Below are 25,605 nucleotides of genomic sequence, written 5' to 3' on the forward strand. Positions count from 1 at the left end.
CACGCAAAAGCAGGCAGGGCGACCTGCTTTGCGCGCGAAGGGCCCGGAACGATCGGCGTTGCTCTTGATGACTTTCACGACGCGTACCCCCCGAATTGTTGCGGCCCGGCGCCTGCAGCGCCGTAGGGATCGCGATCAGACCGGGCGATTTCTGGCCGAAGGGCCGCAGGCGGTGCGCGAAGCGCTCGCCGCGGGGGTGGTGGTCGAGCTGTTCGGCACCGACGCCGCGCTGAACCGGCACGGTGACCTCGCGCTGCTCGCGCCGTCGGCCTCGGCGGTCGACGAGGACGCGATCGAGGCGCTCACCGAGACGGTGCAGCCGCAGGGGATCGTCGCGGTGTGCGAGCAGATGGACGTCACGCTCAGTGCGGCGCTCGCCAAGCGGCCACGGCTGGTGGCGGTGGTGGCCGAGATCCGGGATCCGGGGAACGCCGGCACCGTGCTGCGCACGGCCGACGCCGCCGGCGCCGACGCGGTGATCTTCGCGGGCGACGCGGTCGACCCCTACAACGGCAAATGTGTCCGGGCGTCGGCCGGCTCGCTGTTCCACGTCGATGTGGTGCGCACCGGGCTCGACCTCGTCGACGAACTGCGCGACTACGGCCTGCAGACGCTCGCGACCAGCGGGTACGGCGCGGATGATCTCGATTCGCTGCTGGACGAGGGGGCGCTCGCCGCGCCGACCGCGTGGATCTTCGGGTCGGAGGCGCACGGCCTGCCGAAGGATCTGCTGGAGGCGGCCGACCGGCAGGTCCGGGTGCCGATCTACGGCGGTGCGGAGAGCCTGAACCTGGCGGCCGCGGCCGCCGTCTGCCTGTACGCGTCGGCCCGGGCGCACCGCTGATGCGCGCCCTGGTCTACGACGCCGTCGGTGCCCCGGTCGTGCTGCGCCAGATCCCCGAGCCGGCGCTGCCGGCCGACGGCGCGATCGTCGAGGTCCGAGCGACCGGCGTGTGCCGGTCCGACTGGCACGCGTGGCGCGGGCACGACCCGGTGCCGCTGCCGAACGTTCCCGGCCACGAGTTCGCCGGGGTGATCGCCGCACTCGGCAGTGACGTCACCGGCTTCGCGGTGGGTGACCGGGTCACCGTGCCGTTCGTCAACGGGTGCGGGCTCTGTGACTACTGCCGGTCCGGCAACGCGCAGGTGTGCCCGGCCCAGACGCAGCCCGGATTCACCCATCCGGGGTCGTTCGCCGAGCGGGTCGCGGTGCGGGCGGCGGAGACCAACCTGGTCCGGCTGCCCGACGAGATCGACTTCGTCGGGGCGGCCGCGCTCGGCTGCCGTTTCGCGACCGCGTTCCGGGCCCTGCGCGGGCCGCTCCGGCCGGGCGCGACCGTCGCGGTCTACGGCTGCGGCGGCGTCGGCCTGTCCGCGGTGATGATCGCCGTTGCTCTGGGTGCGCGAGTGCTCGCGGTGGATCCGTCGCCGGCTGCCCGCGCCGCCGCGGTCGACCTCGGTGCGGTGGCCAAGACCGAGGTCCTCGGCGAGGCGGACGTGGCGATCGACGCGTACGGCTCGGCCGACACCGCGATGGCCTCGGTGCGCAGCCTGCGCCGCGGTGGCCGGCACGTGCAGGTCGGGCTGATGCTCGGCGGCGACGCGCGGGCGCCGCTGCCGTGGGACCTGGTCGTCGCGCACGAGCTGGAGATCCTCGGCTCGCACGGGATGGCCGCGGTCGACTACCCGGCCATGCTCGACCTGGTGGTGTCCGGCAAGCTCAACCCGCGGCGCCTGGTCGGCTCGACCATCCCGCTGGCCGAGGCCGGAACCGCCCTGATGGCGATGGACTCGGCGGTGGCGCACGCGGGCGGGATCGTCGTGGCGGTATGCTGACGCACGTGTCAGGTCCGATGAAGCTGTTTATCCGGCCCGCTGGTCGCGGGCGCCGGGTCTGACTCTCCGCGCGTTCACTCCCTGACCGGCGGGCTGCGGCTCAGCCGCTGCTCCGTAGACTGCCCGATGGCATTTCCGGTGTGAGGGAGATTATGTCGTACCGCAATGATCCATACGACCCGAAGCAGGCTGCCCTGTTGTCGCCTGACTCGCTCGGCGAAGCTGTTTCAGCCGCTCAGCAGGCGTTCGGTGCCGCGTCCGATCTGGATGCGCTCGGCGCGCTGAAGCCGGCCCATCTCGGGGACCGCTCGCCGATTTCGCTCGCCCGCCGGGAGATCGGCTCGCTGCCGCCGGCCGCGAAGTCCGACGCCGGCAAGCGGGTCAACGAGGCCCGCCAGGCCGTCCAGGGTGCGTTCGACGCCCGCTTCGCCGAGCTGGAGCTCGAACGGGCCGACCGCGTGCTGGTCGAGGAGCGGGTCGACGTCACCCTGCCGTGGGACCGCCGCCCGCGCGGTGCCCGGCACCCGCTGACCACCCTGCAGGAGCACATGGGCGACCTGTTCGCCGGCATGGGCTACGACGTGGTGGAGGGTCCCGAGCTGGAGCTCGAGTGGGCCAACTTCGACGCGCTCAACATCGGCCCGGACAACCCGGTCCGCGGCTCGATGGACACGTTCTACGTGGACCTGCCCGGCCTGGTGATGCGCACCCACACGTCGCCCGGCCAGGTGCGCACCATGCTCACCCGGCAGCCGCCGATCTACGTGGTCTGCCCGGGCCGGGTCTACCGCTCCGACGAGCTGGACGCCACCCACAGCCCGGTCTTCCACCAGATCGAAGGCCTGGTCGTCGACGAGGGCATCACCATGGCCCACCTGCGCGGCACCCTCGACCACTTCGCCAAGGCGATGTTCGGGCCGGACGCGCGCACCCGCTGGCGGCCGCACTACTTCCCGTTCACCGAGCCGTCCGCCGAGTTCGACGTGTGGTTCGCCCAGCACCGGGACGGGCCGCGCTGGGTCGAGTGGGGTGGCTGCGGCATGGTCAACCCGCGGGTGCTGGTGGCCTGCGGCATCGACCCGGATCGGTATTCCGGCTTCGCGTTCGGGATGGGCGTGGACCGCACCCTGATGTTCCGCAACGGCGTCGGCGACATGCGCGACCTCGTCGAGGGCGACACCCGCTTCACCGTCAACTTCGGCATGGAGGTCTGAGGCGATGAAGACGTCGCTGTCCTGGCTGCGGGACTATGTCGAGCTGCCCTCCGCCCTCTCGGTGGACGAGCTCGACGACGCGCTGACCAACCTCGGCATGGAGGTCGAGTCGATCGTCGACCAGGGCGCCACCGTGCAGGGTGAGCTGGTCGTCGGCAAGGTGCTGACCATCGAGGAGCTGACCGGCTTCAAGAAGCCGATCCGGTTCTGCACGGTGGACGTCGGCAAGGGTGCGCCGCAGGAGATCGTCTGCGGTGCCCGGAACTTCGCCGTCGACGACCTCGTCGTGGTCATTCTCCCCGGCGGCGAACTGCCGGGTGGATTCAAGATCGGGGCCCGCAAGACGTACGGCCGCAACTCCAACGGCATGATCTGTTCGGCCGCCGAGCTCGGTCTGTCCGGCGACCACTCGGGCATCATCGTGCTGCCGGCCGGGTCGGCGACGCCCGGGGTGGACGCACGGCCGGCGGTCGGGCTCGACGACGTCGTGGTCGATGTGGAGATCACCCCCGACCGCGGCTACGAGATGAGCCTGCGCGGCCTGGCACGCGAGTTGTCGTACGCCTTCGACGCCGCGTACACAGATCCGGCTGAAATTGACGCACCCAGCGGGACCACCGATGTTCCGTTCGTGGTGTCCGTCGAGGACACCGTCGGCTGTGACCGCTTCACCGCCCGGGTGGTGCGGGGCATCGACCCGTCCGCGCCGTCACCCGACTGGATGCAGCGGCGCCTCGTCGCGGCCGGCATCCGCACCATCTCGCTGCCGGTCGACATCACCAACTACCTGATGCTCGAACTCGGCCAGCCGATGCACGTGTTCGACCTCAACCGGATCGCCGGCTCGCTGGTGGTCCGGCGCAGCCGGCCGGGGGAGAAGCTCACCACCCTGGACGGCGTGGCCCGCGTGCTCGACGCCGAGGACATGGTGATCTGCGACGACACCGGCCCGATCTCGCTCGCCGCGGTGATGGGCGGCGAGACCAGCGAATGGCAGGCCGACACCGTCGACGTGCTGCTCGAGGCCGCGCACTGGGACCCGGTCATGGTGGGTCGCACCGCCCGCCGGCACAAGCTGTTCAGCGAGGCCGCGAAGCGCTGGGAGCGGGGCGTCGACCCGAGCCTGACCCTGGCCGCCCTCGAGCGCGCCGTGCAGATCCTCACCACGCACGCCGGCGGCACCGTCGACGAGCGGGTCCTCGACATCGACCACCGGGTCCATCCCGGCCCGATCCTGCTCGACCCGGCCCTGCCCGGGCAGCGGATCGGCATCCCCTACCCGGCCTCCGCGGTGGTCGAGTCGCTCACCCGGATCGGCTGCACGGTCACCGGCACCGAGCCGCTCGAGGTCACCCCGCCGGCCTGGCGCCCGGATCTCGTCGCCCCGATCGACCTGGTCGAGGAGGTCGCCCGGCTCGGCGGCTACAACAACATCCCCAGCGTGCTGCCGCCGGCCCGGGGCGGGTCCGGCATCACCGCCGCGCAGCGCCGGCGCCGTTCGGTCGGCCGGGCGCTGGCCGAGAACGGTTACATCGAGGTCTGGACCTACCCGTTCGTCGCGCCCGGGCTCGCCGACGCGCTCGGCTATCCCGAGGACGACCAGCGGCGCAGCGCGGTCCGGCTGACCAACCCGCTGTCCGAAGAAGAGCCTTTGCTGCGTACGTCGTTGCTGGCGCCGCTGCTCGGCACCCTCAAGCGGAACCTGAGCCGGGGCCGGCGCGACCTGGCGCTCTACGAGATCGGCACGGTGTTCCTGCCGGGCCGCTCCGACACCCCGCCCCCGGCGATGGGCGTCGACCGGCGCCCCAACGACGCCGACTGGGCGACCGCGAACCTGTTCGTGCCGGCCCAGCCGTGGCACCTCGCGGTCGTGCTGACCGGCGACATCGCCCCGTCCGGCTGGTGGGGCCCCGGCCGCGCCGCGATCTGGGCGGACGCTCTCGAAGCCGCCAGGATCACGCTGTCGGCCGCCGGCATCGCGGACTCCCGGGTCACCGTCGCCGCGGCGTCGCACGCGCCCTGGCACCCCGGCCGGTGCGCGTCGATCGCGGTGGACGGCCAGATCCTGGGCTACGCCGGCGAGCTGCACCCGGCCGTGGTCAGCGCCCTGGACCTGCCCAAGCGCACCTGCGCGATGGAGCTGGACCTGACCGCGATTCCCGCTGCTCCGGTCGTGCAGGGCATCCGGATCACGTCGTTCCCGCCGGCCCTGATCGACGTGGCGCTGGAGCTGGACCGTTCGGTCCCGGCCGCCGAGGTCGAGGCGGCGCTGGCCGAGGGCGCGGGCGAGCTGCTGGAGTCGGTGGCGCTGTTCGACGTGTACGAGTCGGACCAGCTCGGCGAGGGCAAGCGCTCCCTCGCCTACAAGCTGACCTTCCGCGCGCCCGACCGCACCCTCACCTCGGAGGAGGCCCTGGCGGCCCGGGACGCCGCGGTCGCCGCGGCGGCCGCCCGCTTCGGGGCGACCCTGCGCGGAGCCTGACCGGTCTGGTCACCACCGGCCCGCAGGTTCGTTACTGCGAGTCGGTGGTGACCGACCGGTAGTAGGAGATCTTCCCGCGGATGTGCTCCCGCTGCCGAAGCAGCGAGTCGATCCGCTCCTCGACGTCCCGGTCGTGCTCCTCGAGCAGCGCGATCCGGTCCGGAATCGACTCCTCATCCCGGCTGAGCTCGGCAAACTCGAGCATCCGGGCGATCGGCATGCCGGTGTCCCGAAGACAGCGCAACATCTCCAGCCAGCCCACGTCATCATCGCGATATTGCCGCCGCCCACCCGACGTGCGAGGCACATCTTCGAGCAGCCCGATCTTCTCGTAGTAGCGAAGCGTGTCGAGACTGAACCCGGTCTTCTCGACAACCTGTCCGGGGGTATAGGTGGGCATGCCGGTCAGGCTACGTCGAGTCCCTCGGCAGCGCCGCCCGCACCAGCGGCCAGATGCCAACAAAAGTAGCGGCCAGATGACCACGGATCATGCGGCCAGATGACCACGGATCATGCGGCCGGATCGCCACTGAGGTGGCATGTCGCTCGCCGCGCGTGCATTCGGGCAGGATCAGGGCATGACTTCACTGGTCCTCTCGCCGGAGCGGCGTGCGCAGTTGGCCGGGTTGCTCGGCGACGAGCGGCGCCTCGACGCGGAGTATCCGAGAGTGGCCGAATACCTGGACGCCGCCGCCGCGCTGCCCGGCACCGGAGATACCGAGGCCGATCGATTGTTCGATCTGTGGTTGTTGCACTACATGACCGACGGCAGCGCGGAAAGCGGCAACCCTTACTGGGAGATCGTTGCGCCGTCGACCGCGAAGACGCCGTCGCTGACGACCGCCTTGGCCTCTCGGGGTCCGATGCAAACCCGGACCTGTCAGGAACGACATGGTGTGGCCGGCGGCTACGCCCACCACCAGCACACCTGACGGCAGGCGGCAGGCGGCCAGGGGCTCGCCGGCGGTGTCGGTGCGCGCGTTGGTTTCGTCGCTTCGGGGCGCTGCGTTCGCGTACACAAGCGGTCTTCTGGCCCTTCGCCGAAGGCGAGCTGAGCCACGCAGAAGCCGGCGCCGGCGGTGTCGAACCTGGGCACCGGGACCTCGACGACCTCGGCGTGCGGCAGGGGCGCGGCGAACCGTCGGCGCACCTCGGCGAAAGGCGAGATCGCCGACGCCGTAGTCGGCCACGATCGTGATCAACATATCTTCAGGCTAACGGTGATCTCGTGACATTCTGGATCGTATGCGGGACGAACCACTGCGCAAGCTCGGCTTTCTGACCATCGGGCTGTTCGATGGGGACAATCCCCGGGCCGGTCACGAATCGACTCTGGAGATCATCAAGCTGGGGGAGGACCTCGGCTTCGACAGTGCCTGGGTGCGCCACCGCCACCTGCAGTACGGCATCTCCTCGCCGGTCGCGGTGCTGGCCGCCGCCTCCCAGCGCACCTCCCGCATCGATCTGGGCACCGCCGTCATCCCGCTGGGCTGGGAAAATCCGCTGCGCCTCGCCGAGGATCTGGCCACCGTCGACATCCTGTCGGGCGGGCGGCTCAATCCGGGTGTCAGTGTGGGCCCGCCGATGCAGTACGAGAAGGTCAAGCCGGCCCTCTATCCGGACACGGCTGACCACGAGGATTTCAGCTACGCCCGGGTCGAGCGACTGCTGTCCTTCGTCCGCGGGGAGCCCGCCACCGATTTCGCCGGCACCGAGGGTTTCGAGGTCTTCTCCCACCGGGTCGAGCCGCACGCGGCCGGGCTGGGCAGCCGGTTGTGGTACGGCGGGGCCAGCCTCCGTTCGGCGCAGTGGGCCGGCGAGCACCGGATGAACTTCCTGACCAGCAGCGTCGTCAAGGCCGAGGAGGCCGAGGACTTCGCCGAGATCCAGCTGTCGCACATCCGCGCGTTCCGGGCCCACCACCCCGACGGGGAGCGGGCCCGGGTCTCGCAGGGCCTGGTGGTCATTCCCACCGATTCGGCGACCGCCGATCAAAAGGCCCGATATCTTGCGTACGCCGAGAAGCGCACCCCCCGTACCGCCGCCCCACAGGGACCGGCGCGGATGCTCTTCTCGATCGACTACGTGGGCAGCTCCGAGCAGATCGCCGAGCGGCTGCGCGCGCATGCCGGGTTCCGTGCGGTCGACGAGGTCGCGTTCGCGCTGCCGTTCAGCTTCGAGCACGACGACTACGTGCAGATCCTCACCGACAGCGCCACCAAGCTGGGCCCGGCGCTCGGCTGGAAACCGCCGGCCTAGAGGGCCGGCACCGTGAGGGTCTGCCCCTCCTGCATCTGGGTGATCGGGACCAGGGCGGCCGGCTTTCCGGCCATCAGCACCAGGGTGGTGGCGCCCTGCAGGTCCACGCCCTTCAGCTTGCTGACGTCGCTCGCGGACACCGTCACCGTGCCGTTCTTGCGGTGGGCGTGCACGTCGCCGAGCGGTCCGTTGAGGACCAGGCACATCTTCTTGCCGTCGTGCTCGACGTAGTAGCTGTCCGCGTCGCACATGCCGAGCGCCCGGCCCAGCAGGCCCGGCCGCTGGTCGACCTCGGTGGTGACCTGCTCGTCCAGCCCATAGACGGCCACCTCGTGGTCGCCCGGGAGCAGCAACGGATCCCGTACCACCGCAAGAGCTCCGGCCGCGCTCAGCGCGAGCACCACGACCGCCCCGACCACCCACGGCCATCCACGTTTTTTCGCCATGGCAGGAACCCTATGGACGCTGCGGGGCCGCCGCCTGAGTCAGGCTACTCAGCCGAGGTATAGGTAGCCCTACCCCGGGACGGACGCCAGCCGCAGCGACATCCATCGCTCGCCCGCATAGCGTTTTTGCCATGACGACAACCATCATGACCAGGGAAGACGCGGCGGTGACGCTGCGCGGGATCAGCCGGTCCTACGGCCGTGGCAACGCCGCGGTCCGGGCCGTCGACAACGTGACTCTCGCGTTCCCCCGGGGCGCCTGGACGGCCGTGATGGGCCCGTCCGGCTCCGGCAAATCGACGCTGCTGCACTGCGCGGCCGGCCTCGAACGCGTCGACGAGGGCCAGGTCCTCCTCGGCGACACCGACCTCACCGCCGCGCGCGACCGCACCCTGACCGAGCTACGGCGTACCCGGATCGGCTTTGTCTTCCAGAGCTTCAACCTGATCGGCTCGATGACCGCCGCGCAGAACGTCGCACTCCCGCTGCGCCTGGCCGGCCAGCGCCCGTCGGCCGCCGTCGTGCGGGACACCCTCGCCTCGGTCGGGCTCGCCGACCGTGCCCGGCACCGGCCGCGCGAACTGTCCGGCGGCCAGCAGCAGCGCGTCGCGCTGGCCCGCGCCATGGTGACCCGGCCCGACGTGCTCTTCGCCGACGAACCGACCGGCGCGCTCGACTCGACGTCGGCCGCCGTGGTCCTCGACATGATGCGGCAGATGGCGTCGAACGGGCAGAGCATCGTGATGGTCACCCACGATCCGCTCGCCGCCGCCCGCGCCGACGCGGTGATCTTCCTGCGCGACGGGCGGGTGGTCGACCGGCTGGCCGGCGCGAGTGCCGGCCAGGTCGCCGCCCGTCTTACCGCGCTGGAGGTCGGGCCATGATCGCGCTGTTCGCCGGCTCGCTGCTCTCGGTCACGCTCGGCGTGGCGCTGGTCCAGTCCTCGCTGCTGTTGCTGATCACGGCGGCCACCCTCGACCCGCCGCCCGGCCTCGGCGCGGCGGCGCGGATGGAGTTCGCCGACAACGTCACCGCCGCCGTCAGCATGCTCGGGATCATCCTCGGCATGGCGGTGTTCCTGGCCGGCTTCATCATCAGCTCCACGTTCGCGTTCACCGTCGCCCAGCGGCGCCGCGACTTCGCCCTGCTGCGCCTCGTCGGCGCCGGCCGCGGTCAGGTGCAGCGGCGCCTGCTGCGCGAGGCGCTGCTGCTCGGCGCGCTGGGCGCGGCCGCCGGCGTGCCGGTCGGCCTGCTCGTGATGGCGGCGCAGGCGGCGCTCATGCGCCACCTGGGGTTCGTGCCGGCGGGCTTCGAGGGCCGGTGGCGGATGTGGATTCTCGGAGTTTCCTTCGGTACGGGCATCGTCCTTGCCGTCGCCGGAGCCATGGTCGCGGCCCGGCGCGCGGCGCGGGTGCAGCCCCTGGAAGCGTTGCGGGACACCGGGGCGGCGGCCCGGGTGATGACCGCGACCCGGTGGATCGCCGGGCTGATCTTCACGGGCGGCGCGCTGGCGTTGATCATCGTGGCGCCGGTCGGCGGACCGGGTGGCGGGGCGGCGATGGCCATGAACGTTCCGCTGCCGGCGGCGGTCGCGGCGGCCGCGCTCAGCCCGCTGTTCGTGCCGCTGCTCGGCCGCTTGCTGCCCACCGGCAGCGGCGTGATCGGGGTGCTGGCCCGGGCCAACCTGTGGGACGCCCGGCGGCGCAGCGCGTCGGTGGCGGCCCCGCTGATCGTGCTGGTCGCGCTGGTCGTGGGCACGGCGGCGGCCGGTGCGTCGTTCACCGACTCCGGGATCGACGAGCTGAAGCGGCAGACCCGGGCCGACCTGGTGGTCACCGCGACCGGACCGGTCGGCGCGGCGGTCGCCGCGGTGCCCGGGGTGGCGTCCGCCTCCACCGAGCTGTCGGTGCCCGCCACCATCGTCGCCGGCGAGGACTCGGAGGCGGTGTCGGCGCTGGTCATCGACCCGGCCGCGTATGCCCGGGCGCATTCCGTGGACGGCGGCCTGACCGCGCTGCAGGGCCGGGCGGTGGCCGCGGGCCCCGGCGGCGACGTGCCGTCGAGCGGAACGGTCAACGTCACCCTGCCGGATCTCGACCTCGGCGCGGTGCCGGTGGTGGCGGCGGTGCCGAGCACCATCAGCGGCGGCGCCAACCTGCTGCTGCCGCCCGGCCTGGTGCCGGCCGGGTTGCTGGCGGACGCACCGGCCCAGTCGTTCGTCACCCTCGCGCCGGGCGCTTCCGCCGACCAGGTGCGGGCGGCGCTCGGCCGGATCGGCACGGTCGCCGACGCCGGCACGTGGCTGCGCGACGACGCGGCCAGCCGATCCGACGTCAACAACAAGATCATGGTGGCGGTGATGGGCCTGGGTGGGCTCTACGCGCTGATCGGCGTGGTCAACTCGATCGTGATCGGGGCGGCGGCCCGGCGGCGGGAGTTCGCGGCGGCCCGGGTCGGCGGCCTCACCCGCGGCCAGGTGCTGCGGGCGGCCCTGGTCGAGTCGTCCGCGGTCACCGTGGCCGGCGTCCTGCTCGGCGGGGTGGCCGCGGCCGGGGCGCTGATCGCGGCGGCCCGCACCACGTCCGCGGTCACCGGCAGCACGACCGTGTCGCTGCCGTGGACGCTGATCGGCGCGGTGTGCGCGGTCGCCCTGATCGTGACCGGCACGACCAGCCTGATCACCTCATGGTCGGCGACCAGGCCGGCCCCGATCACCCAGCTGGCCGCCCGCGAGTAACGGCCGGCGCACGCCGCACGGCCGAGCGCGGCTCAGCGGCCCGGGAGCAGCACCACGTCGGCGATCACCGAGCCGTCGTCGGTGAGGCGAGCCCGGGCCGGGCTGTCGTAGACCACCAGGACCCGGTCGGTGCCCAGCATGCTCAGGCCTTCGGCGTGGTCGTCGCCCTCGCCGAAGGTCAGATCCAGCTCGCGGGTGATCAGGTCGTCGCGGACGATCTGCGGGGTGTCGAGCCGGGCCGCGCCGTGCCAGCGGTAGATCCGCACCGGCCCGTCCAGGTCCATCGTCGGGCCGGCCAGGATCAGCAGGTCGTCGCCGTCCGGGCAGAGATCGCGCACGCCCAGCCCGTCCAGGTCGAGGACGTGCTTGCGGTAGGGCAGGTCGTCGTCGAAGTCGCGCAGCCGCAGCCGGTCCGGGTCGCTGTCGTCCACGTACGGCCGGAGCTCCAGCACGAACGCCCACCCGCGCAGCACCGGCCCCCGCAACCCCAGGTAGACCCGGTCGCCGCGGACCGCGATCCCCTCGATGTCGAGCCCGTTGTCCTTGCCCGGGATCGGCAGGAACGGCCCGAGGTGCTCGTCGTCGCGCAGCAGCGACCGCAGGTTGTCCCGGCGGCTCAGCGCCGCCGCCCGATGCGGCTTCCCGTCGATCACCGTCTCGCGCACCGGCGTGGGCAGCCCGTCGACGTCGGCGATCGGCACCCGCACCAGGATCTGCCGGTTGTCCTGCCCCTCGATCCGGGCGAGCCGCTTCAGGGCCTTGTCGCCCTCGTGCCGCTCCTTGATCTGCTTGCGGCGCAGACTGTGCGACCCGACCGCCCACAGGAACGGCCCGCTGCGGGCCAGCCCTTCGACGTCGGCCTCCTCGTCGGCGTCCTCGCCGGGCAGGTCGACGAGGTCACCGAGCCGGAACGACGTCTCCTGACCGAACTCGGCCGCCTTCGCCGGGTCGTCGGCGAGCAGCCGCTCCACGGTCGCGGTCTCATCACCCGCGATCCAGAGCACGGGCCCGTCGAGCCGGACCGCGGAGAGGTTGGTGTGCGTGGCCGCGTCCCGAGATGTCTCCCCGAACCGCAGCCGAACCGTGTAGTCGACCGTCATGGCGCCATCGTGTCACCGCCACGCACACCTGGCAGCAGGTTTGTCAGCTGGACGGCTGAGGGGCGGCCACCGGGCTGCGGTTGCCGTCGCGGTCCACCGCCCGTACGCCGAAGAAGACGTTGTCCTTGGAGAGGTCGACCGTGGCCGTGGTGACCGAGCCGACGTCCAGGGTGTGGGTCCAGTCGGGGGCGGTCGTCTCGCGCCAGAGCAACTCGTAGCCGGTCAGGTCGGGTTCGGGGTTCGGCTGCCAGCGCAGGGTGGTCTCGTTGGTGAGCTGGGTCGTGTCGATCACCACGCCCCTCGGGGTGCCCGGGGCCTGGGCCAGCGACCAGAGGGCGGCCGCGTTCACCCGGGCCACCCGGGCGATGTAGCCGAAGTCGCAGAACTCGATCAGATCGCCGTACTGGACGCCGTCGACCACCCGCACGTCCTGGTGCTCGTGGGCGAAATTCTCCCGGGGCTCGGTGAAACGGGCCGCCGGGTAGCCGCGCAGCAGGAACGAGATGTGGTCGCTGCCGCGCAGGTAGCGGTCCCGCCGCCAGATCTGCCGCACCCGCATGCCGGTCTCCGGCGTCGACGCCACCTCGTGCACGAACCGGCCCAGCTGCCGCGACGGGCCGTCGTTCTCGCCGCCGACGCTGCGGCGCACGTTGGCCTCGGCGGCCGTCTCGGCGGTCGGCACGCCCTCGACGAACAGGCGGACCGTGCGGGGATCGTTGGCGGTGCCGTCGTGCGCGTCACCGGTGCCGACGATGTCGTTGCTGAACATGCCGTACACCTGAACGCCCTGGTCCTTGAAGGTCTGAGCCAGGTGGTCGGAGCCGTAGAGGCCCTGCTCCTCGGCGGCCACCGCGGCGAACACGATCGTCGCCTCGGGGGAGCGGGTCGCCATCACCCGGGCCAGCTCCAGCACGACGGCGACCCCCGACGCGTCGTCGTCGGCGCCCGGTGCGTCGCTGGTCGCGTCCAGCACGTCGGTCACCCGCGAGTCGTAGTGGCCGGTCACCACGTACACCCGCTCGGGCGTGACGCTGCCGCGCAGCGTGGCCACGACGTTGGTGATCCGGGTCGGCACCGGAATGCGCGAGGAGACCGGCTGGATGAACGAGTCCAGCGCAACCGTCATCCGCCCGCCGGACTCGGCCGCGTATCGCTCGAACTCGCTCGCGATCCAGTCGCGGGCGGCGCCGATGCCACGCACCGGATCGTCCTGCGCGGACAGCGTGTGCCGGGTGCCGAACGCCACCAGCCGCCGGATGATCGCCTCGATCCGCTCCGGATCGATCTCCCGCAACATCGCCCGCAGCTGCGGATCAACGTGCGGCTTGCGCACACTCGCCGCCGCTTCCCCGGGCCCGGCCAGCCCGGCCGTAACGGCTACCGCGGACACTGCCATGAAGGTACGCCGACTCGACTTGGCCATGCCGACCACTCTCGTCCGCCCGCCGCAACATGTCCACAATCATCGATATGTTGCGGTGTGGCACAGTGGCCCGGTGACGGATCTTGGGCGCTGGCGACCGGCCCTCCCGCTGACCACGTTGTCGCTGCTCCTGTTCCTGGTGGTCGGCGTCCGCAACTGGCCCAACTGGACCGAGAACCCGCACGCCGACGAGCGAGCCCTCCTGGTCCTCTTCTCGGCGCTGTTCGCCCTGGCCATCCCGACCAGCCTGTCGATAGCCCTAACCCCCAAGATCAAAAGCATTCCTTGGGTACGCGTCGGAGCAGTCACCCTGCTACTCGCCCTCGGCCTGCTCGCCGCCGTGATCCGCGACATCCGCTGACCCCAGACCACGACACCCGGCAGACGACTCGGCGCGCAGCAGCAGGGATGCGGTGCGGGCGCCCGCTGTCGCGTGGCCCGGGCGACTCCCGCCGGGCCGCGCCGGGCCGAGCCGGGCCGCGCCGGAGCCATGCCATGCCGGCAGCCGGGCGGCTGGTGCAGTCAGGACGTGGCGCTTGGCTCCGGGGTGGCGGGGGTCGGCGGGTTTGCCGGGTTTGCGGGGTTGACCGGGTTGGGGGCCTGGTCGCGGTTGTTGCGCTGGCCGCCGTGGGAGCGGTCGCCGTTGCGGCCCTGGCGGTTGCCGTCCGGCCCGGCCATGCCGCCGCGCGGGCCGTGCTGGAAGCCGTGGTTGCCCCGGTCGCCGTGGCCGTCGAAGACGGCTACCGCCGCGCCGACGCCACATGCGCCCAGCACCAGGCCCACGACCAGCGCGCCGGCCGCGGCCAGCAGCGGCACCCGCCGGGAGCGAAGTCCGTTCGCCGGCCCGGGTCGCCAGCCCGGCGGCGGCTGCGAGCCCGGCGGCGGCTGCCAGCCCGGGGGAGGCTGCCATCCGGGCGGCGGCTGCCAGGCGGCGGCCGGTTGCGCGGCGGCCTGCTCAGCCGATGCCGGTGCAGGCACCTGCTCGGCCGCTGGTTGCGCGGCTGGCTGCTCGGCTGACGCCGGCGCGATGGGCTGCTCGGCTGACGCCGGCGTGGTGGGCTGGTCGGGCGCCGACTGCGCGACGGCGGGCTGCTCGGCCGTCGGTGCCGTGGCGGCCGGTTGCGCGGCGATGGGCTGTTCGGCGGTCGGCTCGTCGGCCGACCGCGCGGGCGTTGGCTGCGCAGGCGTTTGCTGGGCGCCCGAGCCGGGGGCGGGCTGGTGGGCTGCGGCGTCGTCGGGTCTGGGGGTCTGGTCGCTCATCGGGGGCTCCGGTCGAGGGAGTGCGGCGCTGATGGGTTCGAGCATCGACGATGGAGCTGGGATGCCGATGAGTATGCGCCTATGAAAGACCTATGAATCGGCCCGGACGGCTCTGTGAGGGGTGCTTGATCATGGGCATGTCATCGGCCGGACCTTGACGAGGTCGAGTAAATCTGACATGTCGTATACGTCACCCAGCGGGTGACCAGGCACAGCTCAACCCTGCCGCTGCCGCTGCCGCTGCCGCTGCGGGAGCCGGAGTCAGAGTCGGAGTCGGACCCGGAGCGGGAGCCGGAGTCGGAGCCGGAGTCGGACCCGGAGTCGGACCCGGAGCGGGAGTCGGACCCGGAGCGGGAGCCGGAGTCGGAGCCGGAGTCGGAGTCGGAGCCGGAGCGGGAGTCGGAGCCGGACCCGGACCCGGAGCGGGAGTCGGAGCCGGAGTCAGAGCCGGAGCTGAAGCCGGAGTCAGAGCCTGAGCGCAGCGGGAGCGGGAGCCGGAGCGAGAACCGGGGCGAGAGCCGGAGCCGGGCGCGGTCGGCTCGGCGTGGGTCGAAGGTTGTTTGGCGCGCTCTCAGGTCAGGCGGCCTGCTGGGCCACGTCGGCGGTGAACGTCACCGGCTGGCCGGTTGCCTCCAGGACCGACATCCACAGGTCGCCGTCGGGGTCGACCTGGTTGCGGGTGGCCACCGCTACCGGGATCGGGACGTGTACGAAACGGTTGCGCCATGTGCCGACGACCATCTCGGTGCGGCCGGCCATCGCGGCGTGCACGGCCGCCTGGGCCAGGCGCAGGCAGTAGACGCTGTCGTATGGATTGGCGGGCACGCTGCGGATCACGTAGCTCGGGTCGATGTATTTCAGGTTTGCCTCCTCGCCGGCCGCGGCGAAGTCGTCGAGGATGCGGCGGCGCAGGTGGACGCCGAAGTCGCCGAGCCGCTGGTTGCCGGAGGCATCCGTGCCGACCGCGGTCAGATACTCCTGGCCGGCGCCCTCGGCCACCACCACCAGGGCATGGCCGCGCTCGCGGACCCGCCGCCGCAGGTGCGGCAGGAACGCCTCCACGTCCACCGGCACCTCGGGGATCAGCACGTAGTCGGCGTCGTTGTTGGCCAGCGCCGCGTAGCAGGCGATGAAACCGGAGTGCCGGCCCATGAGCTGCACCAGGCCGATGCCGCCGGGCTGCGCGGTCGCCTCGGTGTGCGCGGCCCGGATCGACTCGGTGGCCTTGCCGAAGGCGGTCTGGAAGCCGAAGCTGTGGCCGATGAACGGGATGTCGTTGTCGATGGTCTTCGGCACGCCGACCACCGCGATCCGGCGGTCCCGCGACGAGATCTCCGCGGCGATCCGCTGGGCGCCGCGCATCGAGCCGTCGCCGCCGATCACGAACAGGATGTTGATGCCGAGCTGCTCGAGGCAGTCGACGATCTCGGCCGGGTCCTGGTTGCCGCGGGACGTGCCGAGGATCGTGCCGCCGTGCTCGTTGATGTGGTCGACGCCGGCCGGGGTCAGTTCGACCACGTCGTGGCCGTGCCGGGCGACCATGCCGCGGTAGCCGTTGCGGAAGCCGACGATCCGCCGCACCCCGTAGTGCGAGGTCAGCTCGAGCACCAGGCCGCGGATCACGTCGTTGAGGCCGGGGCACAGGCCGCCGCAGGTGACGATGCCGACCCGGATCTTGGACGGGTCGAAGTAGATCTGCCGGCGCGGCCCGCCCGGCTCGAACGACGGTGGCTCGCCGTCGCGGGCGGCCAGCAGGGCCAGGGTGTCGTCGAACAGCACCCGGTCCGTCTCGTCGACGTAGTGCTCGGTCGTGCCGCGCCGGGTGACCAGGCCGCCCAGCGGCGAGCCGATCCGGCCCTCCCCGAGCGTCCGCACCCGCAGGTCAGCCGCGTCCATGGCGGCACTGTAGGCCCTGAACGTTTCAGAAAAAGGCGCGCCTGCGGAGCGAAGCCGGGGCCGGAGGCTCAGCTGAGAGCGCGCTCGATCCCGGTTTCGTGGCGGCCGAGGAAGACCGGGTCGCGGTGCGAGAGCATGTCGTACGCGGCCTTGACGACCGCGCCCCGCTCGCGGATCACCGAGTTGCGCCACGGTCCGGTGTAGATCCGGACGGTGTCGTCGCCGACCCCGGTCGCATCGATGCCGAGGTGGCGGCAGAGCGTGACGGCCCGGGCGACGTGGTAGCTCTGGGTGACCACGATGGCCTTGTCGACGCCGAAGATGCGATGCGCCCGCGCACACGAGTCGTAGGTGTCGAAGCCGGCGTAGTCGAGCACCACCTGCGCGGCCGGTACGCCGCGGGCGACGAGGTAGACCTGCATCGCGCCGGGCTCGTCGTACTCCCAGCGGCTGTGGTCGCCGGAGACCAGGATCGCCCGCACCTTGCCGGCCTGCAGCAACCGGCGAGCGATGTCGAGGCGGGCGGCCAGGAACGGCGAGGGGGTGCCGCCCGGGTAGACCTCGGCGCCGAGCACCAGGGCCACCGGCGCGGCCGGCACCGACGCCTCGTCGTAGACCCGCCCGGCGGCGCCGCGGCTCACCCAGAGCGACGACGAAACCAGAACAAATATGCCCAAAAACGCCGCCAATGCACCCACCGTGACCAAACGGCGGGTCAAACGGTAGAGCAGATACGGGAGCGGCACTCGGATGACGATGCCAGATCGTGTCAACATGTTCCGATGGCCGAAGAAATCGACGACCCTCTGCTGCTGTGGGCCGCTGAGCAGCCGGGGGCGCGTTTCTGGATAAGGCCCGGCGCGATGGTGGTGGCCTGCGCCGACCTGTGCCGGCGGGACCGGCTCGCCATCCACGGCGAGTCCGCCGCGGTGGCCGCCCTGCTGCGCGACGAGGTGCTGCCGGATGTCGGCCCGACCTACCGGCCGTTCGGCGGCGAGGATCTGGTCGTCGACGTGGTGGCCCGGCTGCCGGAGCTGGTGGTGGCCGGCCGGTTCGCCTGGATGGACGTGACCGTGCCGGTGGACCGGAAGATCGCCGGCCGGTGGCTGTTCGACGACGAGCTGCCGGATGTGGCGGCGCTGCTCGACGATCACTTCCCGGAGTCGTACGCCCGGCCGGGCGGCAACGGCGTGTCCCGCTGGGCCGGGCTGCAGGGTGACGACGGCCGGTTGCTGGCCGTGGTCGCCGACGCCTGGACGACCCCGGCCGTCGGATTCCTGGCCGGGGTCACCACCCGGCCCGACGTCCGTGGGCGGGGGCTCGCCCAGGCGGTCTGCGCCTACGTCACCAACGAGCTGATCTGTGGGCGGACCAGGGTCGCGCTGCTCGCCGACTACGGGAACGCCGCGGCGGTCACGGCGTTCCGCAAACTCGGTTTTGATCTTCGGCCGCTGGCCGCCGCCCGCGCCGTCAGCTGATCCGGAAGCCGGCCTTGAGCAGGTCGCGGTCGCGCGACGAGCGGCCGACCTGAAGTTCGAAGTCGCCTGGCTCCACCACGCGCCGGCCGTCCGCGGTGACCAGCGAACAGGCCGATGTGGGCAGCGTGACCTCGGTGGTGATCGTCGCGCCGGCCGGCACGGCGACCTGCCGGTAGGCCTTCAGCTCGCGGACCGCCCAGGTGACGCTGGTGACCAGGTCACTGACGTACACCTGAATGGTCTCGAAGGACGGCCGTGACCCCGTGTTGGTCAGCGTGACCACCGCTGTGACCTCGTCGTCCGCGACCGAGACCGACAGGTCGTCGTAGGTGACCGGCGCATACGACAGGCCCTCGCCGAAGACGAACAGCGGGTCCTGGGTGAGGTCGGCGTAGCGGGTGCCGTGCTGGCCGCGGAGCTGGTTGTAGTAGACCGGCTGCTGGCCGACGTGCCGCGGCACCGACAGCGGCATCCGGCCGGTCGGCTCGATCAGGCCGAGGATCAGCTCGGCGATCGCCCGGCCGCCGCGCATGCCCGGGTTGAACGCCTGGATGACCGCCGCCGCGTTCAGCGCCGAATCGGGCAGCACGCACGGCTTCGAGTTGAGCAGCACCACGATCATCGGGGTCTTGGTCGCGGCGATCGCGTCGAGCAGCGCGATCTGGCCGCCCTGCAGCTCCAGCGTCGCGGTCGACTTGTGCTCGCCGGTCAGGTTGACCGTGTCGCCGACCACGACCACCGCGTAGTCCGCGCGGATCGCCTCGGCCCTCGCCAGGTCGATGAGGTGGTCGTCGACCGGGGCGCCCTGCGAGATCGGCGGCCGCGGCTGGCCGTCCGGATAGGTCGCGCCCTCCGGGTCGGGCACCAGGCGTTCGATGTCGGCGCCGCGGGCGTGGGTGATGTCCCAGCGGTCGGGGGTGACCGCGCGGAAGCCGTCGAGCACCGTCTCGGTCATCTCCCGCGGGTGGCCGTCGGGCATCCAGTCGACCTGGCCGGAGTCGCCGGCCCAGTCGCCGAGCTGCGCGGACACGTCGTCGGCGTTCGGGCCGATGATCGCGATCCGCTTGAAGTCCTTGGTCGGGTCGAGCGGCAGCACGCCGTCGCCGTTGCGCAGAAGGACCAGGGACCGGCGGGCGATCTCCAGGTTGAGGTCTTGATGGGCGGCGACGCCGATCACCTCGCGCTGGCGGGCCGGGTCGGGCGCGCGCGGGTTCTCGAACAGGCCCATCGAGAACTTCAGGCGCAGGATCCGGCGGACCGCGGCGTCGATCTCCTCCTCGGAGAGCAGGCCGCGCTCGATCGCCTCCTGCGCGCCCTCGAAGAACCCGGGCGTCGTCATGACCAGGTCATTTCCCGCCCGCACGGCCAGCGCGGCCGCCTCGGCGTAGTCGGCGCAGACCTTCTGCTCCCAGACCATCCGGCCGACGTTGTCCCAGTCGGTGACCAGGGTCCCGGTGAAACCCCATTCCTCTTTGAGTACGTCGTTGAGCAGCCACCGATTCGCGGTGATCGGCACGCCGTCCATCGACTGGTAGCCGAGCATGAAGACCTGGCAGCCTTCCCGGGCCACCCGCTCGAACGGCGGCAGGAACCAGGAGCGCAGCTTGCGCGGGCTGATGTCGGCCTCGCTGGCGTCCCGGCCGCCCTGCGTCTCGGAGTAACCGGCGAAGTGCTTGGCGGTGGCCAGGATCCCGGTCGGGTCGGACAGCCCGCCGCCCTGGTAGCCGCGGACCATCGCGGTGCCGAGCTCGCCGATCAGGAACGGGTCCTCGCCGAACGTCTCGTCGGTGCGGCCCCAGCGCAGGTCGCGGGCGATGCACAGGACCGGGGAGAAGGTCTGGTGGATGCCGGTCGCGGCGACCTCGACGGCGGTGACCCGGGCGACCCGTTCGACGAGCTCGGGGTCCCAGGTCGCCGCCATCGCGAGCTGCGTCGGGAAGATGGTGGCACCCGGCCAGAAGGAGTGGCCGTGGATGCAGTCCTCCGCGGTGAGCAGCGGGATCTGCAGCCGGGTCTTGGCGACCAGGTCGATCGCCTCCAGCATCTTCGCCGGCGACGTGTGCAGGATCGAGCCGGCCAGCTTCTCGCTGACGATCTCCTTCACATCGTTGCGAGCGTCCAGCTGGAGCATCTGCCCGACCTTCTCCGGCAAGGTCATCCGAGCGAGCAGGTCGTCGACCCGCTCGTTGACGGGCAGGGCTGGATCCCGGTACGGGAAATCAGCGGGCACTCGTGCCTCCGGTCGTCACGACCGCGGTGGCACGGTCAGTGGAACGCTAACAACCGGCAGTCTTCCAGGACGGAACCGGTTCCGGCACCCCGTTATGGTTCCGGAACTGTTCACTCAGTTATCTGTGTCAGTTGTCCGGGTCGCTCTCGTCGATGCTCGGCACCTCGAAGCCGGCCGCCTCGATGGCCTCCAGTCGGGCCTGCTCGGCTTCCTTCTCCCGCTCCACCAACGTGGCGTACTCCACCAGGGCCGACGGGTCCCCGGCGTCCTCCAGACGGTCGAAGAAGCGCTGGGTGGTCCGCACGGCCTCGGCGTAGGCGGCCGCGGCCTCCCGGAGACTGATGATCGACTTGTCTGTCATGCGGTCAGTCATATCACCACGGGACGGTGCCGTTGCGATCGACGAACGTGCCGGTCGGGCCGTCTTCGGTGACCTGCGCCATGCGGACGATGATCTCGGCGCCCTCGGCGATGGTCTGCGGGCCCTGGAAGCCGTTCAGATCGGTGGCCGTGTAGCCGGGATCCACGCAGTTCACCCGCATGTTCGGGTACGTCTTGGCGTAGTGCAGCGTGATCATGTTCAGGGCCGCCTTGGCCGATCCGTAGGCGAGGGTCGGGACGTGGAACTCCACAGTGGCCGGGTCCAGGATGCGACCGGCGGAACCGAGCCCGCTCGACACGTACACCAAAACCGCTTTTTCTGATTTTTCCAGCAAAGGCAGGAAAGTGTGGGTGACCCGGACCGGGCCGAACGTGTTCGTCTCGTAGACCGCGCGCAGGTCCGCCGGGGTCACGTCGCCGACCGGGCCGATGCTGCCGGCGATGCCCGCGTTGTTGACCAGCACGTCGAGGTGGCCGATCGTCTCGGCGGCGGCGCGCACCGACTCGTCGTCGGTCACGTCCAGCTGGACAAAACGCCCGCCGAGTTCGTTCGCCGCCGCTTTGCCCTTTTCCGCGTCGCGGCTGCCCATCCACACCTCGTGCCCGGCCGCGATCAACTGCCGCGCCGTCTCGAAGCCCAGACCCTTGTTCGCCCCGGTGATCAATGTCGTCGTCATGCTCACCAGGTTGGTCCGGTTTCGGCGGAAACAGCAGGTACTGCCGGTACCAGGCTGTCTCGCCGGCGCCGCGCCACACTGGAAGGATGACGGCGGAGTTCGGACGCACGATGCGCACGTGGCGGGAACGGATCACCCCGGCCGAGGTCGGTCTGCCACCCGGCGGTCGCCGTCGCGCGCCCGGTCTGCGCCGGGAGGAGCTGGGCCTGCTCGCCGGCATCTCGGTCGACTACATCGTCCGGCTGGAGCAGGGCCGGGCGACCGCGCCTTCGGCGCAGGTGGTGGAAGCGCTGGCCCGGGCGCTGCGGCTGGACAGCTGCTCCCGCGACCTTCTCTTCCGCTTGGCGGGGCTTGCGCTTCCTTCGCCGGGTACGGTCTCCGCGCACCTCACCCCGGGCGTTCAGCGCCTGCTCGACCGGATGTCCGGTACGCCGGTGAGCGTGCACGACGCCGCCTGGAACTTGGTGACCGCTAACGATCTGTATCGCGCGCTCTTCGGTGACCCGTCCGACCGCAACGTCATCCGGCAGTACTTCGTCGGTGGCGGTTTCGAGCGGGTCCGGCACACGCCCGAGCAGGCCGCGTCGTTCGAGTCGGCGATGGTCGGTGACCTGCTCACCGCGTCCGCCCGCTACCCGGCCGACCGGGGGCTGCGCGAGCTGATCACCGACCTGCGCGCGGAGAGCTCCCGCTTCGCCGAGCTGTGGGACTCCGGGCGGGCCGGGGTGCACGAGTCGTCCTGCAAGACCATCGAGCACCCGGTGGTGGGCTCGCTCTACCTCGACTGCGATGTGCTCTCGGTGCCCTGCTCGGACCTGCGCATCGTGGCGTACACCGCGCAGCCCGGCTCGGCGAGCGAGAGCCGCCTCGCCCTGCTCGCGGTGGTCGGGGACCAGGCGTTGATCTGACTACTACGATCGTAGTAGCGTGGCCGCCGTGGCCCGCGTGGTGATCGTGACGGTCGGAACGAGGGCGACGTCGTGCCCTATGCGGCGCTGTACGGCATCAGTCCGTCGGTCGTTGCGGTGCCGCTGGACCGGCCCGCGTATCGGCCGTTGACCGGTTACTGGTGGCCCCTTGCCGGCGGCAGGCTCTCCCCGCCTCTTGAACAGTTTCTCGCCGACGGCGAACCACCAGTGTTCGTCGGATTCGGCAGCATGTCTTTTTCCGGCGCGGTGGTGGCGGGGCTCGGCCGGCGGGTCGTCGTTCAACGGGGGGCGGCGAACCTGTCGGCCGAGGGGCCGGACGTCCTGGTGGTCGACGACGAGCCGCACGCGCTGCTGTTCCCGCGCGTGTCGGTGGTCGTGCACCACGGCGGCGCCGGCACCACGGCCGCGGCGCTGCGGGCCGGCCCGCCGCCGAGGAGGTGTCCCGCCGGCTGGTGCTGGAGGACGGCCTGAGCGAGGCGGTCGCCCGGATCCGGCAGATATAGGCTGGCGGCGTGCCACCCGCCACCGCCGTCCGCATCGCCGACGCGGCGCTGGAGGTGCTCGGCACCGGCGGCATCCACGCGCTGAGCCACGCCCGCGTCGACGCGACCGCGGGCCTGCCCGCCGGCTCGACCTCCAACTACTGCCGCACCCGGGCCACCCTGATCGAGGCGGCGATCGCCCGGCTGCGCGAACTCGACGCCGTGGACTTCCGGACGCTCGTCCCGCCCGGCACCCTCGACGAGCTGGCCGGGATGCTGGCCGCCTTCGTCGAGAGCGCGGCCGGGCCGGGCCGGGTGCGCACGGTGGCCCGCTACGTCATCTTCGTGCAGGGCGTGGTCGAGCCGGCCCTGCTGGCGCAGCTGAACGCCGACCGCCGCCTGCTCACCGATTGGTTGTCCTCGTCGTTGCAGGCACTGGGCGCGTCGGGTGCCGTCGCCCCGACATTGCTGGCCGCCTGCGAGGGCCTGATCCTGCACCGGCTGACCGGCTTCGTCAGCGATCCGCCCGGGCCGGAGATCGCCCGCCTGGTCCTCGCTCTAGTCGGTGTCGGCGGCGGCGAGCACGGACTCCAGGCCGAGGCCGAGCAGTGTGGCCAGCAGCGCGTTGCCGAACTCGGCGACTGAGCCCGCATCGCCCGCGCGAACACGGGCGTCGACCAGCTCCCAGATTCCGGTCACGCTGTCCAGCCGGGTGAGACCGTCCACGGCGGCGCGCAGGTCGTCGTCCACGCGGATCACTCCAGGGTTCAGGTGAGCTTCTCGCCTTTTCTGCGGGCCACCGCGTCGACGATGTCGGTGGCGTCCGCGGCGTGCCAGCGGATCTGATCGAGGGCCTGGCGGGTGACCGAGAAAGAGGCCAGGGGGTCGTTGCTCAGCACCGTCACCCGGGCGGCGGCCAGGCCGGGCGCGGCCGCGAACGCCGTGCGCAGCGCGACGAGCGCCTGGCCGTGCACGAACTGCCGGTAGACGTCGCCGGGGATCGCCGCCGAGACCGGCGGGATCGTCACGGTCAGCGTGACCTCGGCACCCTTGACGCGGACGACGGCGCACGCGGCCGCCTCGATGTCCTCGAACGCCGCGGCCAGGGCCTGCCTGACCGTCTCCGGGTCGTTGCCGATCAGCAGGTGCCATTTCCGGTCGAGCTCCTGCTGCTGGTGGACCTGCCGCTCCTGGGCCAGGAACCACCGCCGGGACACCTCGGCCTCGCACCACGCTCCGGCCTGCAGCCGGGCCGCGTCCCGCTCGTACCACCGGAAGCGGCCGACGCCGGCCAGCGCCTCCTGCTCGAAGTACCGATAGATGGCCACCCGGTCCGGCAGCGCCGGCGCGGGGGCGACGGGCCGCTCGGCGGGCGGGAACTCCGCGCGATACCGGTGCAGAATGCGCAGGAGCGCGCCGGCCGAGGGCAGCACGGGTTCGCCGCTCGGCGCCGTCCGGGCGCGAGCGCCCGGCGCCGGCTTGATCGTGAACCCCACGGCGACACGGTAGAAACACGATGACGTACGAAGTATCGGCCTGGCGGCCAGCGCAATCCGCCATCCGTTAAGTCATTCCGATACGCGGATGACGCCCACATGGCCGACGGGTTTCCCCGCGGCCGGCTACGCAAAGGCGCAGGTCGATGGCCAAGATTCTGGTGACGGGGATGTCCGGGGCGGGCAAGAGCACGATCCTCGCCGAGTTGGAGCGACGCGGGCACCGGACGGTGGACACCGACTACGGCGGGTGGGTGCGGCCCGACGGGACCTGGGACGAGACCCGGATGACGGCGCTGCTGGCCGGGACGGCCGACGTGATCGTCTCGGGCACGGTCGAGAACCAGGGCCGCTTCTACGACCGCTTCGACCACGTCGTGCTGCTGAGCGCACCCCTGGACGTCCTGCTCGAACGAGTGACGAACCGGCCCGGCAATCCGTACGGCCGGACCGAGGCGCAGCGAGCCGAGATCGCCGAGTTCCAGCGAACCGTGGAACCGCGGTTACGCCGGGGCGCGACGCACGAACTGGACGGGACCCGCCCGGTCGCCGCCCTCGCCGACGAGATCGAGGATCTAGGCTCGCCCGCGTGATCGAGATATCGGGGGACTTCGAGACGCACGTGACGGTCGGCCACCACGCGGCCGGGGAGTTGGCGGCGCTCGGACCTGCCGAGAACGTTGGCGGCGAGCCTCCGCCCGCTGTCCGCGTTGGCTTCCGGCCACCGCCAAGAGATGACGACGGCCGGAGCGGACCCGTCGCCGACCTGAAGGATGGCTGCCGCAAGCACCTGGCGTTCGGCCTGGTCATCGTGACGCCAATGGCAAGGCCATGCCCGGAAAGAGCGACCAGCGCCTCGAAACCAGATGTGCGGCGCCCGGGAAAGGCGCGCCAGCTGCCGTCGCGAATTGTTATTCGCGACCCCTGTGATGCTACCCAGGGGGCTATTGCCGCCGCTCCATTTCTCAAGGCGGGTGAAATAGCTGCCTCCCGGAGGGCTGCCGCCGGTTGACTCGGCGGCAGCAAACAATGCCGGAAATTTCCCGCGGTAATCTCTTGCGCTGCGGTGATGTGCTTCCGGCGTGTGTCGTGGCCAAGCGCCGGCCGCAGTGACGCTGTTGTCGTGGGTCAGTTGCTGTCGGCGGTTCCGCGATCCGAGGTGCGGGCTCGTCCATGGGCCTGTGCTCGGCCGGGCGTGCGGGCTCGGCCGGGCGTGTTGGCTGGGCCTTGGGCGTGGGCTTGCGCGTGTGCTCGGCCGGGTGTGCAGGCGCGGGCTTGG

At 71.7% G+C, this 25,605-nt stretch carries 26 protein-coding genes; 14 read left to right on the forward strand and 12 right to left on the reverse strand.

Annotated features, from left to right (window positions below; all coding sequences use genetic code 11):
• Positions 1–67 precede the first annotated feature (67 nt).
• The 4 genes from Adu01nite_RS43485 (at position 68) to pheT (ending at position 5,532) form a co-directional block, all read left to right on the forward strand.
• The gene (locus Adu01nite_RS43485) at positions 68–844 is read left to right on the forward strand and encodes a TrmH family RNA methyltransferase (protein ID WP_203735245.1); all 777 of its coding nucleotides are present in this window, start codon (positions 68–70) and stop codon (positions 842–844) included.
• Positions 844–1,836: an alcohol dehydrogenase catalytic domain-containing protein gene (locus Adu01nite_RS43490; RefSeq protein WP_203735246.1), complete on the forward strand. Its 993-nt coding sequence runs from the start codon at positions 844–846 to the stop codon at positions 1,834–1,836. The genes Adu01nite_RS43485 and Adu01nite_RS43490 overlap by 1 nt, the downstream gene beginning before the upstream one ends.
• 152 nt (positions 1,837–1,988) lie before the next feature.
• On the forward strand, positions 1,989–3,050 hold the full coding sequence (pheS, locus tag Adu01nite_RS43495) for a phenylalanine--tRNA ligase subunit alpha (RefSeq protein ID WP_203735270.1): 1,062 nt from the start codon (positions 1,989–1,991) through the stop codon (positions 3,048–3,050).
• Between the two features lie 4 nt (positions 3,051–3,054).
• Positions 3,055–5,532 (forward strand): phenylalanine--tRNA ligase subunit beta, encoded by a 2,478-nt coding sequence (pheT, locus tag Adu01nite_RS43500; protein ID WP_203735247.1) that lies wholly within the window; start codon positions 3,055–3,057, stop codon positions 5,530–5,532.
• Between the two features lie 31 nt (positions 5,533–5,563).
• On the opposite strand, the gene Adu01nite_RS43505 is transcribed toward pheT, so the two are convergent.
• A complete protein-coding gene (locus tag Adu01nite_RS43505) occupies positions 5,564–5,932 on the reverse strand; it encodes a MerR family transcriptional regulator (RefSeq protein WP_203735248.1) in 369 nt (122 codons plus the stop codon).
• A 139-nt stretch (positions 5,933–6,071) separates the two neighbouring features.
• On the opposite strand from Adu01nite_RS43505, the gene Adu01nite_RS43510 reads away from it, so the two are divergent.
• Together Adu01nite_RS43510 and Adu01nite_RS43515 are read left to right on the forward strand one after the other, a co-directional pair.
• Positions 6,072–6,464, forward strand: coding sequence for a hypothetical protein (locus tag Adu01nite_RS43510; RefSeq protein ID WP_203735249.1), 393 nt, complete (start codon positions 6,072–6,074; stop codon positions 6,462–6,464).
• Between the two features lie 313 nt (positions 6,465–6,777).
• On the forward strand, positions 6,778–7,791 hold the full coding sequence (locus tag Adu01nite_RS43515) for an LLM class flavin-dependent oxidoreductase (RefSeq protein ID WP_203735250.1): 1,014 nt from the start codon (positions 6,778–6,780) through the stop codon (positions 7,789–7,791).
• Here the strand turns inward: Adu01nite_RS43515 and Adu01nite_RS43520 are convergent.
• Positions 7,788–8,237 (reverse strand): hypothetical protein, encoded by a 450-nt coding sequence (locus Adu01nite_RS43520; RefSeq protein ID WP_203735251.1) that lies wholly within the window; start codon positions 8,235–8,237, stop codon positions 7,788–7,790. The genes Adu01nite_RS43515 and Adu01nite_RS43520 overlap by 4 nt on opposite strands.
• A gap of 131 nt (positions 8,238–8,368) precedes the next feature.
• Between Adu01nite_RS43520 and Adu01nite_RS43525 the strand changes: the two genes are divergently transcribed.
• Positions 8,369–9,121 carry an ABC transporter ATP-binding protein gene (locus tag Adu01nite_RS43525; RefSeq protein ID WP_239133162.1) on the forward strand — a complete coding sequence of 251 codons (753 nt, stop codon included), beginning with the start codon at positions 8,369–8,371 and terminating at the stop codon, positions 9,119–9,121.
• A complete protein-coding gene (locus Adu01nite_RS43530) occupies positions 9,118–10,974 on the forward strand; it encodes an FtsX-like permease family protein (protein WP_203735252.1) in 1,857 nt (618 codons plus the stop codon). The genes Adu01nite_RS43525 and Adu01nite_RS43530 overlap by 4 nt, the downstream gene beginning before the upstream one ends.
• Positions 10,975–11,006: 32 nt before the next feature.
• On the opposite strand, the gene Adu01nite_RS43535 is transcribed toward Adu01nite_RS43530, so the two are convergent.
• On the reverse strand, positions 11,007–12,074 hold the full coding sequence (locus Adu01nite_RS43535; protein WP_203735253.1) for a DUF3616 domain-containing protein: 1,068 nt from the start codon (positions 12,072–12,074) through the stop codon (positions 11,007–11,009).
• A gap of 43 nt (positions 12,075–12,117) precedes the next feature.
• Positions 12,118–13,470, reverse strand: coding sequence for a M20/M25/M40 family metallo-hydrolase (locus Adu01nite_RS43540; RefSeq protein ID WP_239133167.1), 1,353 nt, complete (start codon positions 13,468–13,470; stop codon positions 12,118–12,120).
• A gap of 100 nt (positions 13,471–13,570) precedes the next feature.
• Between Adu01nite_RS43540 and Adu01nite_RS43545 the strand changes: the two genes are divergently transcribed.
• Entirely contained in the window at positions 13,571–13,858 is a 288-nt protein-coding gene (locus tag Adu01nite_RS43545; protein WP_203735255.1) for a hypothetical protein, read from the forward strand.
• A gap of 161 nt (positions 13,859–14,019) precedes the next feature.
• Here the strand turns inward: Adu01nite_RS43545 and Adu01nite_RS43550 are convergent, their stop codons facing one another.
• The 3 genes from Adu01nite_RS43550 to Adu01nite_RS43560 all read right to left on the reverse strand — a co-directional run bounded on the left by Adu01nite_RS43550 (position 14,020) and on the right by Adu01nite_RS43560 (position 17,429).
• On the reverse strand, positions 14,020–14,757 hold the full coding sequence (locus Adu01nite_RS43550; RefSeq protein ID WP_203735256.1) for a hypothetical protein: 738 nt from the start codon (positions 14,755–14,757) through the stop codon (positions 14,020–14,022).
• Between the two features lie 576 nt (positions 14,758–15,333).
• Positions 15,334–16,653, reverse strand: coding sequence for an ATP-dependent 6-phosphofructokinase (locus Adu01nite_RS43555; protein ID WP_203735257.1), 1,320 nt, complete (start codon positions 16,651–16,653; stop codon positions 15,334–15,336).
• Positions 16,654–16,721: 68 nt separating this feature from the next.
• Positions 16,722–17,429: a SanA/YdcF family protein gene (locus Adu01nite_RS43560; protein WP_203735258.1), complete on the reverse strand. Its 708-nt coding sequence runs from the start codon at positions 17,427–17,429 to the stop codon at positions 16,722–16,724.
• Between the two features lie 6 nt (positions 17,430–17,435).
• On the opposite strand from Adu01nite_RS43560, the gene Adu01nite_RS43565 reads away from it, so the two are divergent.
• Positions 17,436–18,131 (forward strand): GNAT family N-acetyltransferase, encoded by a 696-nt coding sequence (locus tag Adu01nite_RS43565; RefSeq protein ID WP_203735259.1) that lies wholly within the window; start codon positions 17,436–17,438, stop codon positions 18,129–18,131.
• On the opposite strand, the gene Adu01nite_RS43570 is transcribed toward Adu01nite_RS43565, so the two are convergent.
• From Adu01nite_RS43570 to Adu01nite_RS43580, 3 genes are all read right to left on the reverse strand, one after another.
• The gene (locus Adu01nite_RS43570; RefSeq protein WP_203735260.1) at positions 18,124–20,361 is read right to left on the reverse strand and encodes an exo-beta-d-1,3/1,6-glucosidase; all 2,238 of its coding nucleotides are present in this window, start codon (positions 20,359–20,361) and stop codon (positions 18,124–18,126) included. The genes Adu01nite_RS43565 and Adu01nite_RS43570 overlap by 8 nt on opposite strands.
• 127 nt (positions 20,362–20,488) lie before the next feature.
• Positions 20,489–20,722: a hypothetical protein gene (locus tag Adu01nite_RS43575; RefSeq protein WP_239133164.1), complete on the reverse strand. Its 234-nt coding sequence runs from the start codon at positions 20,720–20,722 to the stop codon at positions 20,489–20,491.
• Positions 20,723–20,735: 13 nt separating this feature from the next.
• Positions 20,736–21,419, reverse strand: coding sequence for an SDR family NAD(P)-dependent oxidoreductase (locus Adu01nite_RS43580; protein WP_203735262.1), 684 nt, complete (start codon positions 21,417–21,419; stop codon positions 20,736–20,738).
• Positions 21,420–21,505: 86 nt separating this feature from the next.
• Between Adu01nite_RS43580 and Adu01nite_RS43585 the strand changes: the two genes are divergently transcribed.
• The 3 genes from Adu01nite_RS43585 to Adu01nite_RS43595 all read left to right on the forward strand — a co-directional run bounded on the left by Adu01nite_RS43585 (position 21,506) and on the right by Adu01nite_RS43595 (position 23,475).
• Positions 21,506–22,327, forward strand: a complete 822-nt coding sequence (locus Adu01nite_RS43585) for a helix-turn-helix domain-containing protein (RefSeq protein ID WP_203735263.1) — start codon at positions 21,506–21,508, stop codon at positions 22,325–22,327.
• 72 nt (positions 22,328–22,399) lie between these two features.
• A complete protein-coding gene (locus Adu01nite_RS43590; RefSeq protein ID WP_203735264.1) occupies positions 22,400–22,819 on the forward strand; it encodes a glycosyltransferase in 420 nt (139 codons plus the stop codon).
• Between the two features lie 41 nt (positions 22,820–22,860).
• Entirely contained in the window at positions 22,861–23,475 is a 615-nt protein-coding gene (locus tag Adu01nite_RS43595; RefSeq protein ID WP_203735265.1) for a TetR/AcrR family transcriptional regulator, read from the forward strand.
• On the opposite strand, the gene Adu01nite_RS43600 is transcribed toward Adu01nite_RS43595, so the two are convergent.
• Both Adu01nite_RS43600 and Adu01nite_RS43605 read right to left on the reverse strand, forming a co-directional pair.
• Positions 23,389–23,580 carry a hypothetical protein gene (locus Adu01nite_RS43600; RefSeq protein ID WP_203735266.1) on the reverse strand — a complete coding sequence of 64 codons (192 nt, stop codon included), beginning with the start codon at positions 23,578–23,580 and terminating at the stop codon, positions 23,389–23,391. The genes Adu01nite_RS43595 and Adu01nite_RS43600 overlap by 87 nt on opposite strands.
• A 17-nt stretch (positions 23,581–23,597) precedes the next feature.
• Positions 23,598–24,326 carry a hypothetical protein gene (locus tag Adu01nite_RS43605; protein ID WP_203735267.1) on the reverse strand — a complete coding sequence of 243 codons (729 nt, stop codon included), beginning with the start codon at positions 24,324–24,326 and terminating at the stop codon, positions 23,598–23,600.
• A 146-nt stretch (positions 24,327–24,472) separates the two neighbouring features.
• Between Adu01nite_RS43605 and Adu01nite_RS43610 the strand changes: the two genes are divergently transcribed.
• Positions 24,473–24,919, forward strand: coding sequence for an AAA family ATPase (locus tag Adu01nite_RS43610; RefSeq protein ID WP_239133165.1), 447 nt, complete (start codon positions 24,473–24,475; stop codon positions 24,917–24,919).
• The last annotated feature ends 686 nt before the right edge of the window (positions 24,920–25,605 follow it).

Source organism: Paractinoplanes durhamensis, assembly GCF_016862175.1.
Taxonomy (GTDB): Bacteria; Actinomycetota; Actinomycetes; order Mycobacteriales; family Micromonosporaceae; genus Actinoplanes; species Actinoplanes durhamensis.